Source organism: Novosphingobium sp. AAP83 (assembly GCF_001295795.1).
Lineage (GTDB): Bacteria > Pseudomonadota > Alphaproteobacteria > Sphingomonadales > Sphingomonadaceae > Novosphingobium.
The window spans coordinates 105,036-123,466 of sequence record NZ_LJHY01000003.1 but is presented as its reverse complement, the minus strand read 5'-3'; the positions used below and the strand labels follow the sequence as shown (position 1 = coordinate 123,466).

Sequence of the window (18,431 nt, the reverse complement as noted above, 5' to 3'; positions counted from 1 at the left end):
TGGTGGGTGGTCTTGAGAAAATTCGGTTTCGCCGGAGCTGTTGCCTTGGGCACCACAGCGGCCAATGCTTTGGCAAACGATCAGTCCGCGGTGGTGCCAGTGCCCGCCGTTGCTGGTGCTGCGCCACAGGCAAATGATGCGCCCGAGCTGGTGGTGCCAGCTCTCACCCCGCTCGTTATTCGCTTGGAAGCCGATCTTGGCAGCCGCTTGAACAAGACGGGTGACCGTTTTCCTTTATCCCTCGCCGAACCCGTGTTGATCGCGGGTGTCACCGTGCTTCCGGCAGGTCTTTTGGGCGAGGGTGAAGTCGTCCACGCCAAGAAATCGGGCGGAAGCGGCGCGGGCGGAGAACTGGTCGTCGCCGCCAGATGGCTCGAAGTTGGCGGCAAGCGGCTCAAGTTGCGTTCGCTCCGGCTGAATGTTGCCGGAAAAGATGCGATCCAGAAAATCGACAGTCTCAATGCAGCATCGGCAGCTTCGCCAGTGCCGCTGGGCCTGCTCGGCTTCTTCATCAAAGGCAAGAATGCCGTTCACGCCAAAGGGGATCTGGCCGAGGCCAAAACCGCCGAGGCGTTTTCTATCACCAACCCTGAATTTGGCGGCGATAGTGCAAAGACCGCCAGACAAGTGCAACAAGAGGACCTGAAATGAAACTCAAGACATTCAAAAAAATCATGCCTTTGGCCGCTTTGTCGCTGCTGTACGCAGCGCCTGTATCTGCGGCGTCGGATGCGCCCGTCGTGATTCCGGCACCGCCCGCAGGCAAAGGCCAGATCGTGTTTTATCGCACCGGCACGATCATGGGCGCCGCCATGGGCTGCGCCGTGAATGAAGGCGGGCAGAAGATCAGTTCATTGGGCGCTGGCCGCTACTTCGTTCTGGTGACCGAACCCGGCCGCCACGAATACACCGTCAAGAGCGAAGCCAAGGACATGCTCGCGCTTGAAGTGGAATCGGGCGAAACCCAGTACGCGATGTGCAAGATCAAGATGGGCATCATGGCCGGACGCCCCGATCTGCGCCCTTCAACCGAAGCCGAGTTCCGTAAGGCGGGCACTGACCGGTTGGTGGATGCCGATGACATGGGTCCAGCCCCCGGTGCGATTCGTCCCGATCAGATGGCAGCGGCTATTGCTGCTGGTTCAGCGCCTGCGCCTGCCCCTGCTCCTGCTCCTGAAGCGGCACCAGCAGCGCCTGCGCCTGAGGCAGCAGCAGCGCCAGCCACGAACTGAACCTCCAAGCTCATTGCCGGGTTGACCGCACGCAGTTAAGTGGGCAGTTAACCCGGCATGAGCAACATGACCGTCAGCGAAGCCGTCCTTTCCCGCCGTTCTATCCGGGTGTTCAAGCCCGATGTTGTCCCGTTCGAGGTGCTGCACCGCGTGATGGACAAAGCCCGTTGGTCGCCTTCGGGCTGCAATTTCCAGCCTTGGGAAGCCACGATCATCTCGGGCGAACCTTTGGCGCAATTGCAGGCCAAGATGCTGGTTTCGCCGATGCAGGACCCGATTGAATACTCGTGGTCCGATCCCGAAGTGATCCCCGAATGCAAAGCGCGCCTGCAACAGGTAGGGGCATCAATGTATCAGGCAATGGGCATTGGCCGGTCTGATGCCGAAGCGCGCGACGATTTTGTGCGCAACAATGTGATGTCATTCGGCGCACCTGCCGTGCTGCTCTGTTATTTTGACCGGCGCATGGGCCCGCCACAATGGTCGGACGTGGGCATGTGGTTGCAAACTGTCATGCTGCTGCTGCGCGAAGAGGGGCTTGATTCCTGCCCGCAGGAATTTCTCTCGATGCATGCAAGGCTGATCAAGGAGTTCCTTGGCGTTTCGGATGAAAGCCACATTTTCTTCTGCGGCATTGCCATTGGCTACCGGGTTGATGACACGGCGGTAAACCAGTTCGAACGCCAGCGCGAACCGGTTGAGGGCAACGTCCGCTTCCTTGGCTTCTAAAGCGATGGGCCTCACCGTTTCAGAGGCTGTTGCCAGCCGCCGGTCGGTCCGCGATTTTCTGCCCGATCCGGTTCCTTTGGCAGTGCTGGAGCGGGTGCTGGAAAAAGCGCAGCGCGCGCCATCGGGCGGCAATGTGCAGCCGTGGAACGCGCGTGTGCTGACAGGTGAGCCACTGGCGCGGCTTTTCGCGGGCATAGCAGAGGTGCTCCCGCAAGGGCGCGCGGCCCACGCACCCGAATATCCGGTCTATCCGCCAGAGCTTGATGGCGTTTATGAAGCCCGCCGCTTTGGTGTGGGCGAGGCGATGTATGAAGCGCTGGGTGTAACGCGCGATGACAAGCGCGGGCGGTTGGCGCAGTATTTCAACAACTTCCGTGGCTTTGGCGCGCCTGTTTTGATGCTGGTGCATACACCGCGCTATATGGGTGCGCCGCAGTGGGCCGATATCGGCATGTGGCTGCAAACGGTCATGCTCTTGCTGCGCGAAGAGGGGCTGGATTCCTGCGCGCAGGAATCATGGGCGGCCTTCCAGCAACAGGTGCGCAGCCACACAGCCATTCCCGATGATCACATCTTCTATTGCGGCCTTGCCATCGGCAAACGCGATCCACAGGCGGCGATCAATACGTTTCAAGTTTCCCGCGCACCACTGGATGAAGTGATTGCCTTTGAAGGCTTTTGAGTAAAGCCGGGTTTCTCATAGGGACGACTGTGCGCAGGACATTGGCAGCGGCGATCAAATGCGCTTATGCTGTGTCCAACGTCATAAAAGCTATCGGGCATCGCAAGTACTATTGATCGCAAAGCCGGGGCAGGTGCCTTGGCCTTGGGAATGCCTGTGCGATGCCACCTGGCAACTCACCGGCAGAGATGTTTGATGTTCGGGGGGTGACAATATGCCGGATAGAGGTGCTGTGAAAAACAGTCCGGGCGAGATCAGCAAGACGGCTCGCCGCAGCCTCAAGCAATTGGGTTGGCAGCGGATCACGGTGGCGGTTCTCCTGCTCGGCTTGGCATTGCATATTGCCTTCAGTTCGTGGCGCTTGCCTTTGCTGCACGATGCCGAAGCTGCCTTCTATGATATTCGCGCCGTAAACTTTGCGCCACGCAGCGATACCGACAAACGCGTGACGCTGGTGGTTTATACCGCCGACACCAACCGCGCGACGGGGCAGATTTCGCCGGTTGACCGCACGATTCTGGCCAAGGCGCTGACGCAGATTGACCAGTTGGGGGCAAAAGGCATCGGCATCGACGTTCTGTTTGATAGCCCGCAAGACGATGACGTGGAATTACGCGCCGCGTTGAAAGCCATGCGCACGCCGGTGCATCTGGCCTTTGCCGATAACCGCACCAATCCTGAAGCCATCACCTATGAACAAGAGCAGGATTTGCGCGCCTTTATGGACAGCGTGAAGACCGATGTGGTCAAACCCACTTCGATCCTGCTGGAAACTGACGCCGACGGTGTCGCGCGCTATTGGCCCAAGCAATATGCAGGCTTGCCGCCGCTGCTGTCATTGGCATTAACCAAAGACGGACCCGATGCCGATGCGCGATTTGCCCGCTATACCGGGCCGATCCGCTATCGCGTGCCCACGGCCATTGATCGCCCGGTTTTTGACAAGATACCTATCGATCTTCTGGCTGATCCCGAAACCGCGCCGCTGGTGGCCGAAGCCATCAAGGGCCGTTATATTCTGATCGGCGGCGATTTTTCAGACTTTGACCAATTCGATACGCCGTTCACCCGCACCGGCAATCCGGTAACGGGTGAAACGCGGATGATCGGCGTTGAAGTCCACGCCTCGATGCTCGCGCAATTGCTCGACAAGGCGTGGAAAGCGCCGCCTGCGCTGTGGATCAAGGTTTTGGCTGCGATTGTGGCCGTTGGCTTGGGCGTAATCACTGCACTGGTGCAGGCGCGCACTTGGGTGCAGGCGCTGGCCGTGATCGCACAATTTGCCTTGTTCCTCATCGTGCCATTTCTGGTTGAGAGGGCGGGCTATGATACGCTTAACCTTCCGGCAACTGGCTGGATTGTCGGCTGGTTGATTGCCTTTACCGCGGTCAGCTCCAGCGTTCGCGCGGTCAATGCGGCGCAGCGCGAATTTGCACAAGGGGCGCTGGGCAAATATCTGCCACGCTCGGTCGCCAACGAAATCATGCGCAATCCCGAACGGCTTTTGCTGCACGGTGAAAAGCGCGAAATCTTCTGCCTGTTCAGCGATCTGGAAGGCTTTACCAAACTGACTCACGCGGTTGAGCCGGAAATGATCGCGCGGCTGCTTAACGATTATCTGGACCGGTTGAGTGCGGTCGTGCTGGAATATGGCGGCACGCTCGACAAATTCGTGGGCGATGCGGTGGTGGCATTCTGGGGCGCGCCGATTGCCTATCCCGATGATGGCGAGCGTGCGGTGAAGGCCGCCTATGCGATGTATCTGGCGGGCGAGGAATTCCGCAAAGCCGCGCCTGCAGGCGTGCCCAAGATCGGCCGCACCCGCGTTGGCGTTCACTATGGCGATGCGGTGGTGGGCAACTTTGGTGGCGAAGGGCGCATTCAATATACCGCGCTGGGCGATGCAATGAACACTGCCGCGCGGCTGGAAGGCGCGAACAAACCGCTTGATACCAAAGTGCTGGTCAGCCGCGAGGCGGCAGAGCGGTCTGGCCTTGATTGGTTCCGCCCGATGGGCGCTGTCACGCTGCGCGGGCGCAACACCCCGGTCGAGATTTTCGAGCCGGTGCCGGACATGCCCGAAGACGAGCGCCAATTGGCCAAAGACCTCGTCAGCGCCCATTCAGCCGGTGAAGTGGATCGTGTGCAGACACTCACAGCAACAATTGGCGAATCAGTTATCAATGATGATGCGATGATCAATTTGATCGAAAGATTGCGCAATACGCACAAGGGAGAAAGTTATGTTCTTGGTTGATGCACCCATCATGCGCGAACAGGCACGCAAGGCCGTTCTGGCTGGTGCTGCGGCCATCGTCGGCTTGATGCTGGCAGGCTCGGCTGCTGCGCAATCGGTCGTCGTGCGCTCGACCGGCCCTTCGGCAGCGACCTATCCGCAAGGCAAAAAGCTCCCGGCAAATGCCTCGGTGGCTTTGCGTGCGGGTGATCACGTTACCGTGCTCGACAAGTCGGGCACCCGCGTGCTGTCCGGCCCGGGCACTTTTGCGCTGAATGGTGCGGTCAACCGCGATGCGGCGGGCGGCACGGCGCTTGCGGCGATGATGACGCGCGGCGGCGGTGCCCGCACCCGCACCGGAGCGGTGCGCGGAGCCACTGCGGCTCCTGTTGTAACTGCGCCCACTGGTCCTGAAAACGTGTGGCACATCGATGTGAGCAAGGGCGGCACTTATTGCGTTGCCGATCCTGCAACGCTGGTGCTGTGGCGTCCTGCCAAGACCGAGGAAGGCACCGGCAAGCTGCTCTCGCAGGATGGCAGCACGGCCGATGTTATCTGGCGGGCAGGCAGCGCACTGAAAGTCTGGCCTTCGGCCACGGTCCCTGTGGTTGACGGACAAAGCTATAGCTTCAGCAATGCCGTGGGCGCGCCGGTGAAAATCCGCACCATGCTGCTGGCCAGCGTGCCGGAAGATGAGATCGAAGTCGCCGCCGCCATGGCCGAAAAGGGTTGCACCGCGCAGCTCGATCTGCTCGCAGGCCTCGCCGCTTCCACACCGGCGGGGGGCTGAGCGCATGAACCGGACAACGGGGCGCGGCTTGGTGACGGCATTGGCGCTGACGCTGTGCCTTGCGGTTTCGGGGCAGGCGCTGGCCCAGGCGGTGGTCGTCCGCTCAACCGGCCCGTCGGCGGTGAATTACCCCAAGGGCAAGCGTTTGGGAGCGACCGAGCAGGTTGCGCTGAAAGCGGGTGATATCGTCACCGTGCTCGACAAGGCGGGTACGCGGGTACTGCGTGGTGCGGGTACGTTCTCGCTGACAGTTTCCGCCAATCGTGAGCGCGGCGGCGCAGCCTTGCTCGCCCGCTCGCTCAGCAATCCGGCTTCGGTGCGGGCAGGGGCCGTGCGCGGCGCTGGTGATACGTCTGGCGATACCGTCCTGCCGGTCAGCATCTGGCTCGCGGATACGGATCAGGGCGGCACCGTTTGCGTGCCGCGCGGCAGCGACCTTTATCTGTGGCGCAAGGACAGCGCCAGTCGCAGTTTTTCATGGCTGACCGAGGCTGCCGGCGGCGAGATGGTGCGGATGCAGTGGCCGCCCAAGACGGTCGGCATCGCCTGGCCCAAAACCGTGCTCGCCCCGCAAGAGGCGCGCACCTACCGCATCTATGATGAAACCACGCCCGACAAGGCGACGGAATTCCGGATCGTGATGATCGAACCTGAAGCCGTGCCAGCCGATGCGGCATCGCTTGGCACGCTGCTTCTGGACAATGGCTGCAAGGCGCAATTCGATTGGCTGGCGGCTTCGCTGGAAGAGGATGAAGCGGCGACCGCACCTGCCGCGCCATAATTGGCACAACCGAAGTTCTTGACCAAGCGCGCAAGGGCGGGGCAATGGCAGGCCTATGTCTGATGCATCCGTCCCCGCCGCCGCACCCTTGCGCCTGTTCAACAGCCTGACGCGCCAGTTGGAGCCGTTCCAGCCGGTCCATGCAGGCGAAGCGCGCGTCTATTCCTGCGGGCCGACGGTCTATAACTATCCCCACATCGGCAACATGCGCGCCTATGTCTTTGCCGATGTGCTGGGGCGCACGCTGTCATTCAAGGGGTACAAGCTGACTCACGTCATCAACATCACCGATGTCGGCCATCTGACCGATGATGCGGACGATGGCGAAGACAAGATGGAAAAGATGGCGCGGGCAGAGGCACGTTCCATCTGGGACATCGCCGAGCATTACAAGCAGGCCTACTGGTCCGACGTCCGCGCGCTCAACATCCGCCAGCCTGCACAATGGACCGTGGCGACTGACTACGTCCCGCAAATGATCGCATTTGCCCAGACCATCGCCGAAAAGCACTGCTACGAACTCGATAGCGGCCTCTATTTCGACGTCTCCTCCGTCGCAGACTATGGCCGTTTGGCCCGCGCGCAGACCGACGACGGCGAAGGACGGATCGAAGCGGTCGAGGGCAAGCGCAATGCCGCCGACTTCGCGATCTGGCGCAAAACGCCTGCGGGCGAAAAGCGCCAGATGGAATGGGATTCGCCATGGGGCAAGGGCGCTCCGGGCTGGCATCTGGAATGCTCGGTCATGTCGGGCGAAGTGTTGGGCTTCCCGTTCGATATCCACACCGGCGGCATTGATCACCGCGAGATCCACCACCCCAACGAGATCGCCCAGAATCAGGCCTTTTGCTGCACCAATGGTTTAGACTTGCCCGCAAATTCTGGCGCCAAGATATGGATGCACAACAATTTTCTGGTCGAACGCTCGGGCAAGATGAGCAAATCGTCGGGCGAATTCCTGCGCCTGCAATTGCTGATCGACAAAGGCTATCACCCGCTGGCCTATCGCATGATGTGCCTGCAAGCGCACTATCGGTCCGAGCTGGAGTTTTCGTGGGAGGGGCTGGGGGCAGCGCTGACGCGGTTGAAGCGGATGTTGATGGCTCTTCGTAAATTAGACAATGCCAGCGATCCAGAAATTAACACAAGTAAAGGCCTGGCTGGATTGCTCGAAAAATTTCAAGTCGCCGTATCTGATGATCTGAATACACCGTTGGCTTTGACATTCATGGAAGAAGCCCTGTTTTACAAGCTCGCGCAACCCGGCGAAAAGTTGAATGTTGTCAACCTCATGGACCAAGTTCTTGGATTAGACCTTTATATGATCGAACGGACGGACCTGCGCATCCGCCCCAAGGCCGCGACCATCACTGAAGCCGAAATCGAAGCTACCCTCATCGCCCGCAAGGAAGCGCGTGCTGCCAAGGACTTCGCCCGCTCCGACGCGCTGCGCGATGAGCTCGCAGCACAGGGTGTCGACGTGATGGACGGTGATCCGCTCGGCTGGGAATGGAAGCTGGCCTAACTCAGCACTTTAGGTAGCGTGTGTATCAAGTTGCGTATGAAGTGTGATATTGGCAGCATCGCAAAGATGGCAGGTTGGCTATGACATACTTCTACGCGGTCGTTCACAAGCAGGAAGGCAGCGCCTTTGGCGTTCACTTCCCTGATATTCCGGGCTGCTTTTCCGCAGCGGACGAGGTTGAACAATTGCTGCCCAATGCCTGCGAGGCGCTGGAACTGTGGTTCGAAGATGCCGATGAAAGTATCGCGCCCAGCAGTCTGGAGGACGTGCGCAAGGTGGCCGAAGCCGATCTGGCCGAGGGTGCCTTCCTTGTTGCCGTGCCGCACATCCGTCGCACCGGACGGCAGGTTCGCGCCAATATCTCGCTTGATCGCGGAATGCTCGAAGCGATTGATCGCGCCGCCTCCGAACGCAATCTCACCCGCAGCGCCTTTTTGGCCGATGCGGCGCGCAACGAAATAGAGCATCGTCGGCTATGAAAACCACCCTCGTAATGAACGCCATGGCCGCGCCTTTGGTGCAAAGCCACCTGCCGGATTGGGTCGAACCGCGTTTTTTTAACACGACGGAAGAACTGCTCGACCTCGCTCCGCATGCAGAGATCGGCTGGTTCGATCTGTACCAACCCGGCAAGATGGCGGAAGCCATCGGCAAGGCGACGAAGCTCAAATGGCTGAATTCGGTCTATGCCGGCGTTGATTTCTTCCCACTTGATCTGCTGCGCGAACGGGGCGTGGTGCTGACCAACGGGGTGGGCATCAACGCGATCACCATCGCCGAATATGTCGTCATGGCCATGCTGACCGTGGCCAAAGGCTATCGCGAGGTTGTGCGCGCGCAGGACCGGCATGAGTGGCTGATGGATTCGCCGGGCAAAGTCGAACTCAGCGGCAGCCGCGCGCTGATCCTTGGCTACGGCGCTATTGGCCAGCTTGTTGAAAAGCGTCTGGCAGGGTTCGATGTCGAAGTTGTCAAAGTGCGCCGGTCTGGCGGTGAGGGCACGCTGACGCCTGATCAATGGCGTGAACAGCTCGGTACGTTCGATTGGGTGATATTGTCGGTTCCCGCAACACCGGAAACCGATCACATGATCGGCGCGGCAGAGCTGGCTGCCATGAAGCCAGAGGCCACGCTTATCAACATCGCGCGCGGATCGGTGATCGATCAGGATGCGTTGATAAAGGCGCTTCAGGCCGGACGTCCGGGACAGGCGTTCCTTGATGTCACGACGCCAGAACCGCTGCCTGCCGATCATCCACTATGGTCCTTGCCCAATGCACACGTGTCCATGCACCTATCGGGCCGCGCGCAAACCAAGATGTTCCAGCGCTCTGTCACGCGCTTCCTTGAAAACCTTGGCCGGTTCCATCGCGGCGATCGGTTGGAGCCGCAAGTTGACCTTTCTTTGGGCTATTGAAGGCACAGCCGGGTCTAAGGCGGGGTGACACCGCCCGCATGGTTTGTTAGGCCCTGTACCAAGGGGCAGGTGCGGGGTCGTTAACGGCCCGCATTCGGCGGTATGTCTCTGGGGTCGCATCCGAACTGGGGGAAGGGGACGCCGCTTTGTGTGTGTCTCTTTAGCACATGGAGCGACCGAGCAATGTCCGAAGGTATTGGCAAAAAAGCATCAGACCTGTTCATCGAATGCCTTGAGGAAGAGGGCTGCGAATACATCTTCGGCGTTCCGGGCGAAGAGAATCTCGATTTCCTCGATTCGCTCTCGCGCTCAACCAAGATCAAGCTGATCCTCACGCGGCACGAACAGGGCGCAGGGTTCATGGCGGCAACGTATGGCCGTCACACCGGCAAGACCGGCGTTTGCATCGCCACATTGGGTCCGGGTGCCACCAATTTCGTGACAGCGGCTGCCTATGCCACGCTGGGCGGTATGCCGATGCTGATGATCACCGGCCAGAAGCCGATCAAGAAATCAAAGCAGGGGCGTTTCCAGATTCTCGATGTCGTCTCGATGATGGCACCGATCACCAAATTCACGCACCAGATGCAGTCGTCAGACAACATCCCCAGCCGCGTGCGCGAAGCCTATCGCTTGGCCGAGGAAGAAAAGCCCGGCGCAACGCACATCGAACTGCCTGAAGACATTGCCGATGAACACACCGATACACGGCCGCTGAAGCGCAGCCTCGTGCGTCGCCCCAATGCCGATGCCAAGTCTGTAGCGCAGGCGGTGCAGGCGCTGCAATCGGCAAAGGCTCCGGTGCTGGTGATCGGCGCAGGCGCAAACCGCAAGATGACCGGTAAGATGCTCGCCGAATTCGTTGAGAAGACGGGAATTCCCTTCCTCACCACCCAGCTTGGCAAAGGTGTGATCGATGAACGCCACCCCAAGTTCCTTGGCTGCGCGGCGCTGTCCGCCGGAGACTTCGTCCACCGCGCGGTGGAAGATGCCGATCTCATCATCAATGTCGGCCATGATGTGATCGAAAAGCCGCCGTTCTTTATGCGGGAAGGCGGAACTCCGGTTATCCATGTTTCGACCAAGACCGCCGAGGTTGATCCGGTGTACTTCCCCAGCATCGAAGTGATCGGCGATATCGCCAACGCGATTTGGCAAATGAAGGAAGCGATCGAGCCCAATCCGGCATGGAATTTTGACCACATGTTGGCCTATCGCGCGGCTGAAGTTGCGCACACTGCGCCGCTTGCCGCCGACACGCGGTTCCCGATCTTTCCGCCGCACTTGGTGAGCCAGGTCCGCGATGCTTTACCCGAAGATGCGATTATTTGTTTGGACAACGGCGTTTACAAGATCTGGTTCGCGCGCGGATATACCGCCTATCAGCCCAACACCGTGCTGCTCGATAATGCACTGGCCACCATGGGCGCAGGGCTGCCGTCGGCGATGATGAGCGCGATGGTCTATCCGGATCGCAAAGTCATGGCGATTTGCGGCGATGGCGGTTTCATGATGAACAGCCAGGAAATGGAAACCGCAGTTCGTTTGGGTCTGAACCTTACCGTGCTGATCCTGAATGACAATTCCTATGGCATGATCCGCTGGAAGCAGGCCAACATGGGCTTTGAAGATTTCGGGCTGACGTATGGCAACCCCGATTTCGTTAAATATGCCGAAAGCTATGGCGCCAACGGCTATCGCGTGGAAAGTGCCGTGCACCTCAAGGAATTGCTCGATCACTGCAACTTCACGCCGGGTGTCCATCTGATCGAATGCCCGGTCGACTATTCGGAGAACGACCAGATCTTGAACAAGGATATCAAAGAGCTGTCACAAGCGCTTTAGGCATAACCTTCGTCATTGCGAGGAGCGCAGCGACAAACAATCCAGAGTCTTCGTGTGCAACACTCTGGATTGCTTCGCTACGCTCGCAATGACGACATAATCGGGGCGGATGTGCTCCTCGCAGAGGTCGAAAATGAAACTCAAAGACGTCTACCCGCTCTATCTTAACAACAAGGCCGTGCAGCCGAATACCGATCTTGAGGTGACCGACAAGTTCACCGGCGAGGTGGCATTCCGCACCGCGCTCGCCACGCCCGATGTGATCGACGAGGCTATCGCAGGGGCTGTCCGAGCAACCGAACCGATGGCGCGGCTCGCCAGCTTTGAAAAGCGCGACGTGCTTGACCATTGCGTAAAGCGCTTTGCCGAGCGCAAGGACGAGCTTGCCTATGCGCTGTGCATTGAAGCGGGCAAACCCATCGCCGATTCCGAAGGTGAAGTGGGCCGTCTGATCGACACATTCCGCATCGCTGCCGAAGAATCGACGCGCAATTACGGCGAAATCCAGCCGCTCGACATCAGCCCGCGTGCCAAGGGCTATATGGGCATGTGGAAGCGTGTGCCGATTGGCCCGTGCAGCTTTATCTCGCCTTTCAATTTCCCGCTGAACCTTGCTGCGCACAAGATCGCGCCGGCTATCGCGATGGGCTGCCCCTTCGTGATGAAGCCTGCCTCGATGACGCCGCTTGGTGCGATCATCATGGGCGAAGTGCTGGCCGAATGCGATGTCCTGCCCGAAGGCGCGTTCTCGATCCTGCCAGCCGCGCGTGCAGGTGCCGATCTGTTCACCACTGACGAGCGCCTGAAGCTGCTGTCCTTCACCGGATCGCCCGATGTGGGCTGGGCGTTGAAGGCAAAGGCGGGCAAAAAGAAGGTCGTACTCGAACTGGGCGGCAATGCTGCGGTTGTCGTCGATAAGGACGCCGATCTGGAGCATGCGCTCGCGCGGATTATCTTTGGCGGGTATTACCAGTCGGGCCAATCGTGCATCCACGTGCAGCGCGTGATCATCCACGCCGATATCTATGACCAGTTCCGCGATATGCTGGCGGCAAAAGTCAAAACGCTTAAATCCGGCGATCCGAAGCACCGCGATACTTTCATCGGCCCGATGATCTCGGCCAAGGAAGCGCAGCGGCTGAAATCGTGGATCGACGCAGCCGTCGCCGGGGGCGCGACCCTGCTCGCGGGCGGCGAATGCGAAGGCAACATGCTGGCCGCAACGCTGCTGGAAGGCTGCTCGCGCGATATGGATATCTATACAGAAGAGGCGTTTGGCCCTGTCGTGATCCTTTCAAAGTTCACCGACTGGGATGCGGCGCTGGACGAGGTGAACGACAGCAAGTTCGGCCTTCAGGCAGGCCTGTTCACATCCGATCTACACAAGGTCATGGAGGCGTGGGACCGACTGGATGTTGGCGGGATCGTCGTCAACGATGTGTCGAGCTACCGCGTTGATAACATGCCCTATGGCGGCGTGAAGGATTCAGGGCTGGGCCGCGAAGGCATTCGTTTTGCGATGGAGGACATGTCGGAAATCCGCAATCTGGTGATCCGCCGCCAATAAAGGAGAGCTGTGGCGGCGAATGTTTCCAGAAATCTGTCGGAAACATGAATAGCCACTTGAACCGCAGGCGCGGTCTAGCCTAGTCACAGTCATCGGGGTCGCATTGCAGCACTTCTGGCAAGCGTGCAGCACAAGGCAAAAGCCGGGTTGCAGGTGGACCAGTGGGGACTTGGGGCAATGCTCGACAAATTTGTGTCTTTCCGGCGGCTGATCGCAGCTCTTCTGGCTGTGCCTCGCTCAGGCGCGGTGGCAGCGGCCGTATGTCTGGCCATGGTCGGGGCCGCGCTCGGCGCAGCGACTCTTGTGTCCCCAGCCTCTGTTCAGGCGCAAAGCTCTGGCGAGACTTTGCGTGGCCATATGGGCGTGGCGTCATGTGCAGGGTCAACCTGCCACGGACGCAGCGCGGCTGATGGCGCAGTCGTCCGGCAGGACGAAGTCATGCGCTGGCAGGAAGAATCCTCACCGTCGGGCGCACACAGCCGCGCCTGGAGGGTTGTGCAAGAGCCGCGTGGGCAGGCCATCGTGCGTCGCATGGGCCTTGATGGCGCAGGCGTGCAGCGCGAATGCGCCGGATGCCATTCTTCGCCCGGTTCCGCCCGCGTGTCTGATGGCGTGGATTGCGAGGCCTGCCACGGTGCGTCCGGTGGCTGGCTCGCCAGTCATTACACCGTAGGTGCCAGCCACGCGCGCAATGTCGCGCAGGGCATGACTGATCTCACGCGCCCGCACGTGAAGGCGCAAGTCTGCCTCGATTGCCATTTCTCGGGCGATGCAAAAGGCCAATTCATCGCGCACCGCATCATGGCGGCAGGCCACCCGCGCATCTCGTTCGAACTCGATCTCTTCACCACGCTCCAGCAGCACCACGATGAAGACGCCGATTATGTCCAGCGCAAGGGCGGCAAAACCAACGGCATGCGGATGTGGGCTGTGGGCCAGGCCGAAGCGGTCAAGCGCAGCCTCGAATTGTTCAGCCAGCCCGCGCGCGCGGTGGACGGCATCTTCCCCGAATTCACATTCTACGATTGCCACTCGTGCCACCGCCGCATTTACGATGGCGATGAAGGCAAGGTAACCGCCGTGCCAAACCCGGGCCGCCCGATCCACCTCGGCACACCGCCCTATAACGATGAAAACATGATCATGCTGCTGGCCGCCGCACGCGCGGTTGCGCCCGATGCTGCGGCCAATTTCGATGCGAAAAGCAAGGCGTTCCACCGCGCAATGGGCGTAAGCCGCGCTGAAACCGTCATAGCGGCCCAAACGCTGCGGCAATCTGCGGATCAACTCTCTAGCAGGTTCGCCTCTGCCGCCTTCACTCGCGAACAGACATTTGCGATCATGGAGAGCATCGCCAGCGAAGCGATTGGTGAGCGCTACACCGACTATGAAGGCGCGGTGCAATCGGTCATGGCGGTCGATACGCTGCTCAACGGCTTGGTCAATCAGGGCATGGTGTCCAACGCTTCGGCGGACGCGCTGCGCATCCAGATCAATCAGGCCTATGGCGCGGTGCGTGATCCCAACGGCTTCCAGCCGCTCGCCTTCCGCCGCGCGCTGGGCAATGCGGTGCGTTCGATCCGGAGCCTGCGCTGATGCAGACTGCGCTCATCATGCGCCAATCGACCGCGCTGGTCGCCTCGCTTTCGCTTGCGCTGGCAGGCTGTGGCGGTGGCGATTCCGGTTCGGGCAATACTTTTGCGCCAACACCCACACCCAGTGCAACAGCGCGCTTCTTTGCCGATCCCGCGCAAGAATCGCTCAGCGCGGCAGATGTGCAGCAAGTGATCGCACAGGCCGTGGGTGAGGCGCAGGCGAGGGGCAAGCCCGCGATCATCAGCGTGGTGGACCGCGTTGGCAATGTGCTGGCCGTGTTCCGCATGAACGGCGCGCCCACGCGCATGGTCACGAGCCGCCGCACCGCCACCGGCGAAATCTCGCCGCGCGGGGTCGATGCGCAAGGCCTTGATGTCGAAGCCACGATGGGCGCGATTACCAAAGCGGTTACCGCCGCCTATTTGTCCTCCAGCGGCAATGCCTTCTCCACCCGCACCGCCAGCGCGATCGTGCAGGAACATTTCCCGCCAGCGCCCAACACGCCGGGCCTTGAAGCCGGACCGCTGTTCGGTGTGCAGTTCAGCCAGTTGCCCTGTTCCGATCTGAACTCGCGCTTCGTTCCGGGCAATGCCGGTTCAGCCGCCTTCATCGGACCGAAGCGCTCACCACTAGGCCTTGCTGCCGACGCCGGAGGCCTGCCGCTTTACAAAAACGGGGTGGTCGTCGGCGGCGTCGGCGTGATGGCTGATGGCGATTACGGTTATGATCCCAACATTTCCGATTTCGATGACGATGCCGAAGAATACATCGCGCTTGCGGGAATTCAGGGCTTTTCGCCAGCAGATGACATTAAGGGCGATCGCATCACCGCCGATGGCAGCGCTCTGCGCTTTGCCGATGCGCGGGTTGACCGGCTCAGCCCGCTGCAAACCAGCTTTGCCGCGATCAATACGTCGCGCGGCACACTCATCCCGGTGCGCGGCTACTATGATGGTACAGCGGTCATCGCGGGCGCGGTCTATGGCACCGAACGCAGCGGCATCCGCCGCGTCACAGCCGCAGAATTCAGTCTTGCAGATGCCTATCTCCTGACCGACGGATCAGGCGCTCCGCGTTATCCGGTAAAGCCCGGAACCGATGGCGCAACCGTGGGCCAAGCGCTCAGCGCTGCCGAAGCCCGCGCGGTGCTTGAAGAAGCCTTCACGATCATGACGCGCGCCCGCGCGCAAATCCGCCGCCCGCTCGATAGCCGCGCGCAAGTGACGATTACAGTGGTCGATACTTTCGGCGAAGTGCTCGGCCAGGTCCGCAGCCCCGATGCGCCTATCTTCGGCATCGACGTTTCTCTGCAAAAAGCGCGCACGGTCGCGTTCTTCTCCAACCCGCTGGCAGCGCAGCAGCTTACCGGCAATACCGATGCCGAAATCCCCGCTTTTGTCCAGCGTTTCCGTGACTTCCTCGGGGATCAAACGGCGCTTACCGGCACCAAAGCCTTTGCGGATCGCGCCGTGGGCAATCTTGCCCGGCCCTATTTCCCCGATGGAGAACTGGGCCGTCCCAACGGCCCGCTGTCGCGTCCGATCACCGATTTCAGCCCCTTTGCCACCGGCTTGCAGATCGCGCTGGTCAAAGCGAACATCGCGCAGCATGCAGGCTTCGTCCAGAATGCGCCGGGCGTTGCCGATACGCCGCAAACGTGCAGCGCAGTGCCTGATACGCCTACCGGCAAAAAGCGGCTCGCCAATGGCATCCAGATTTTCCCCGGTGCCGTGCCGATCTATCGCGGCAACCGCTTGGTCGGCGCGATTGGCGTTTCGGGCGATGGCATCGATCAGGACGATATGATCTCGTTCCTCGGGCTCCATAATGGCGGGGCAAAAGCGGGTGGGATCGGCAATGCGCCCAAGGATATGCGGTCCGATACGATTGTCGTGGCAGTCGGCTCGGGCGTTCGCTTGCGCTATGTAAACTGCCCGTTCGCGCCGTTCCTTGATACTTCCGAACAGCAAGCTTGCGAGGGCAAGTGATGCAGCATGTCCTCGCCTTGATTGCACCTGCGCTCGGCATCGCTCTACCGGCGCAAACGCCGGTAATTGTGCCCTATCGCGTTCTGGCGGCGGTTGAAGCAGCCGATCCCGGCATGATGGTCGCGCAAGCGGCGTCTTCACCACAAGCCGATGCCCAATCGCAATCAACGCCGGTAAACACCACGGCATTGCCCGGTGGTGAAACCGAAGCCGACGCCGCGCTGATCGATGGCCGCCGTCGCCCCGGTTTCAACAAGCAATTGCCGGATCGGGTGGAGCAGGACAACCCCGGTGCAGTCGGCGCCCCCCCGCCCGAGGCTTTCTACGACAAGTACGATGGCGAAGGTCCGATGGGCGATCTCGGCCTTGATGTCAGTCTGCCGGATCGCTGGCGTATCATGGGCTCGCTCTGCCCGAAGACGGATAAGGCCACCGGCAAGAAAGACCGCGCACTTTACACGCTTTTTCCCAAGCTCGAATTCGTCTGCCACTCGCAACTCGATCCCTTCCACCACAATCTGCTGAAGGGTGACCGTCCGCTGGCGAAGGGCAAACGTCCCGGCTTCCTGAAAGGCGAGGACTGGTTTTTGGTGGGCGGGCTGGTTTCGGATACCATCGTCGAACCGCGCAGCTTCCCCATTCCGGTCGGCAACCAGACGACGTCCAACCCCAACCAGATTGACACTTTCGGACGCAGCAACAGCCTGGTGCTGGCGCAAACCTTCATCGCAAGCGTCTCGCTGCTCAAGGGTTTGACCGCGTTCAAGCCGCCGGTGATCGAATACCGCATCGCGGTGGCAGCCAATATCAATCATGTTCAAGCGCCCGAACGCCGCGTGTTGTTCGTCGAACCTTCCAAGGGCACGCGCCGCACCGATGCGTTCATTGGTTTGCAGGAAGCTTTCGTCGATTATCACATCGGCAAATATGATTCCAAACGCTACGATTTTGTCAGCGTGCGCGCCGGAATCCAGCCGATGCAATCGGATTTTCGCGGGTTTTTGTTCAACGATAACCAGCTTGGCATCCGCCTGTTCGGCAACCGTGATAACAACCGCTTCCAGTTCAATCTCGCCGCGTTCTGGCGGTTGGAGAAAGAGACCAATTCCGGCCTCAACGATATCAGCCAGTCACCCCGCAATGATTTCGTGCTGATGGCCAACCTCTATCGGCAGGATTTCCCCGTCGTCGGCCTCACCAGCCAGGTGTCGGTCACCTATAACATCAACCGCGAACGCAACGATGTTCACATCGATACCAACGGCTTCCCCGTGCGTCCGGCCTTGCTGGGCGATTTGCGCGGCCGTGAATATGATGTGGTCTATTTGGGCTATGCGGCTGATGGCCGGATCGGGCGGATCAACCTGACGGGGCAGGTCTATGCCGCCTTGGGCAAGGACCGGAACAACTTCCTCACCAGCGCGCCTTCCAATATCAAGGCCTTCATGGCTGCAGCCGAGCTTAGCTATGACATAGATTGGACGCGCATCCGCTTGTCCGGCTTGTGGGCGAGTGGCGACAAAGACCCCTATGACCAGACCGAAGGCGGCTTTGACGCGATCTTCGAAAACCCGCAGTTTGCAGGGGCCGATACCAGCTACTGGATCCGCCAGACGATCCCGTTTGCGGGCGGTGGCCGCGCGATCTCGATCAATGGCCGCAACGGCATTCTCAATTCGCTGCGCTCTTCGAAAGAGCAGGGCCAATCCAACTTCACCAATCCCGGCACGATCCTTTTGGGGCTGGGCACAGACTTTGATCTGACGCCAAACTTGCGCGTATCGACCAACGTCAATCACTTGTGGTTTGAAAACACCAAAGTGCTGCAAGTGCTGCGTAACGAAGGCTCGATCCCGCGCGATATCGGCTTCGATGCCTCGGTCTCGGCCATCTGGCGGCCTCAAGCCTCGCAAAACCTCGTGTTCCGTTTGTCCGGAGCCGTGCTTGAACCCGGGCGCGGCTTTGACAACCTGTTTGCCCAGCAGGGCAAGGCAAGCCGCTTCTACTCCGTCCTCGCCAACGCGACTCTGGCCTTCTGATGAC

At 60.2% G+C, this 18,431-nt stretch carries 15 protein-coding genes; all 15 read left to right on the top strand.

The features are described from left to right. The first annotated feature begins 12 nt into the window (after positions 1–12). A complete protein-coding gene (locus IP81_RS02310) occupies positions 13–651 on the top strand; it encodes a hypothetical protein (protein WP_054106356.1) in 639 nt (212 codons plus the stop codon). Continuing rightward, positions 648–1,232, top strand: a complete 585-nt coding sequence (locus IP81_RS02305; protein ID WP_054106355.1) for a DUF2846 domain-containing protein — start codon at positions 648–650, stop codon at positions 1,230–1,232. The genes IP81_RS02310 and IP81_RS02305 overlap by 4 nt, the downstream gene beginning before the upstream one ends. 57 nt (positions 1,233–1,289) lie before the next feature. After that, a complete protein-coding gene (locus IP81_RS02300; protein WP_369800693.1) occupies positions 1,290–1,961 on the top strand; it encodes a nitroreductase in 672 nt (223 codons plus the stop codon). Beyond that, on the top strand, positions 1,951–2,643 hold the full coding sequence (locus IP81_RS02295; protein WP_369800692.1) for a nitroreductase: 693 nt from the start codon (positions 1,951–1,953) through the stop codon (positions 2,641–2,643). Before IP81_RS02300 ends, IP81_RS02295 begins: the two co-directional genes overlap by 11 nt. 232 nt (positions 2,644–2,875) lie before the next feature. Beyond that, on the top strand, positions 2,876–4,900 hold the full coding sequence (locus IP81_RS02290; RefSeq protein WP_231626207.1) for an adenylate/guanylate cyclase domain-containing protein: 2,025 nt from the start codon (positions 2,876–2,878) through the stop codon (positions 4,898–4,900). Continuing rightward, positions 4,887–5,669 carry a hypothetical protein gene (locus IP81_RS02285; RefSeq protein WP_054106352.1) on the top strand — a complete coding sequence of 261 codons (783 nt, stop codon included), beginning with the start codon at positions 4,887–4,889 and terminating at the stop codon, positions 5,667–5,669. The genes IP81_RS02290 and IP81_RS02285 overlap by 14 nt, the downstream gene beginning before the upstream one ends. 4 nt (positions 5,670–5,673) lie before the next feature. Further along, on the top strand, positions 5,674–6,450 hold the full coding sequence (locus IP81_RS02280; RefSeq protein WP_054106351.1) for a hypothetical protein: 777 nt from the start codon (positions 5,674–5,676) through the stop codon (positions 6,448–6,450). Between the two features lie 55 nt (positions 6,451–6,505). After that, complete coding sequence (gene cysS, locus IP81_RS02275) at positions 6,506–7,975, top strand: cysteine--tRNA ligase (RefSeq protein WP_054106350.1); 1,470 nt, start codon at positions 6,506–6,508, stop codon at positions 7,973–7,975. A gap of 80 nt (positions 7,976–8,055) precedes the next feature. Further along, complete coding sequence (locus IP81_RS02270) at positions 8,056–8,454, top strand: type II toxin-antitoxin system HicB family antitoxin (protein ID WP_054106349.1); 399 nt, start codon at positions 8,056–8,058, stop codon at positions 8,452–8,454. Continuing rightward, entirely contained in the window at positions 8,451–9,392 is a 942-nt protein-coding gene (locus IP81_RS02265; protein ID WP_231626206.1) for a D-2-hydroxyacid dehydrogenase, read from the top strand. Before IP81_RS02270 ends, IP81_RS02265 begins: the two co-directional genes overlap by 4 nt. Before the next feature lie 183 nt (positions 9,393–9,575). Further along, positions 9,576–11,237 (top strand): acetolactate synthase large subunit, encoded by a 1,662-nt coding sequence (locus IP81_RS02260; protein WP_054106348.1) that lies wholly within the window; start codon positions 9,576–9,578, stop codon positions 11,235–11,237. A gap of 133 nt (positions 11,238–11,370) precedes the next feature. Next, on the top strand, positions 11,371–12,804 hold the full coding sequence (locus IP81_RS02255; protein WP_157573043.1) for an aldehyde dehydrogenase family protein: 1,434 nt from the start codon (positions 11,371–11,373) through the stop codon (positions 12,802–12,804). A 177-nt stretch (positions 12,805–12,981) separates the two neighbouring features. Further along, a complete protein-coding gene (locus IP81_RS02250; protein ID WP_054106477.1) occupies positions 12,982–14,400 on the top strand; it encodes a multiheme c-type cytochrome in 1,419 nt (472 codons plus the stop codon). Then, positions 14,400–16,388 (top strand): heme-binding protein, encoded by a 1,989-nt coding sequence (locus IP81_RS02245; RefSeq protein WP_054106346.1) that lies wholly within the window; start codon positions 14,400–14,402, stop codon positions 16,386–16,388. The genes IP81_RS02250 and IP81_RS02245 overlap by 1 nt, the downstream gene beginning before the upstream one ends. Beyond that, complete coding sequence (locus tag IP81_RS02240) at positions 16,388–18,427, top strand: hypothetical protein (protein WP_157573055.1); 2,040 nt, start codon at positions 16,388–16,390, stop codon at positions 18,425–18,427. The genes IP81_RS02245 and IP81_RS02240 overlap by 1 nt, the downstream gene beginning before the upstream one ends. Positions 18,428–18,431 lie beyond the last annotated feature (4 nt).

Coding starts and splice junctions, on each gene's coding strand:
- IP81_RS02305 (WP_054106355.1), top strand. CDS start 648: ATGAAACTCAAGACATTCAAAAAAATCATGCCTTTGGCCGCTTTGTCG.
- IP81_RS02300 (WP_369800693.1), top strand. CDS start 1,290: ATGAGCAACATGACCGTCAGCGAAGCCGTCCTTTCCCGCCGTTCTATC.
- IP81_RS02285 (WP_054106352.1), top strand. CDS start 4,887: ATGTTCTTGGTTGATGCACCCATCATGCGCGAACAGGCACGCAAGGCC.
- IP81_RS02280 (WP_054106351.1), top strand. CDS start 5,674: ATGAACCGGACAACGGGGCGCGGCTTGGTGACGGCATTGGCGCTGACG.
- cysS (WP_054106350.1), top strand. CDS start 6,506: ATGTCTGATGCATCCGTCCCCGCCGCCGCACCCTTGCGCCTGTTCAAC.
- IP81_RS02270 (WP_054106349.1), top strand. CDS start 8,056: ATGACATACTTCTACGCGGTCGTTCACAAGCAGGAAGGCAGCGCCTTT.
- IP81_RS02265 (WP_231626206.1), top strand. CDS start 8,451: ATGAAAACCACCCTCGTAATGAACGCCATGGCCGCGCCTTTGGTGCAA.
- IP81_RS02260 (WP_054106348.1), top strand. CDS start 9,576: ATGTCCGAAGGTATTGGCAAAAAAGCATCAGACCTGTTCATCGAATGC.
- IP81_RS02255 (WP_157573043.1), top strand. CDS start 11,371: ATGAAACTCAAAGACGTCTACCCGCTCTATCTTAACAACAAGGCCGTG.
- IP81_RS02250 (WP_054106477.1), top strand. CDS start 12,982: ATGCTCGACAAATTTGTGTCTTTCCGGCGGCTGATCGCAGCTCTTCTG.
- IP81_RS02245 (WP_054106346.1), top strand. CDS start 14,400: ATGCAGACTGCGCTCATCATGCGCCAATCGACCGCGCTGGTCGCCTCG.
- IP81_RS02240 (WP_157573055.1), top strand. CDS start 16,388: ATGCAGCATGTCCTCGCCTTGATTGCACCTGCGCTCGGCATCGCTCTA.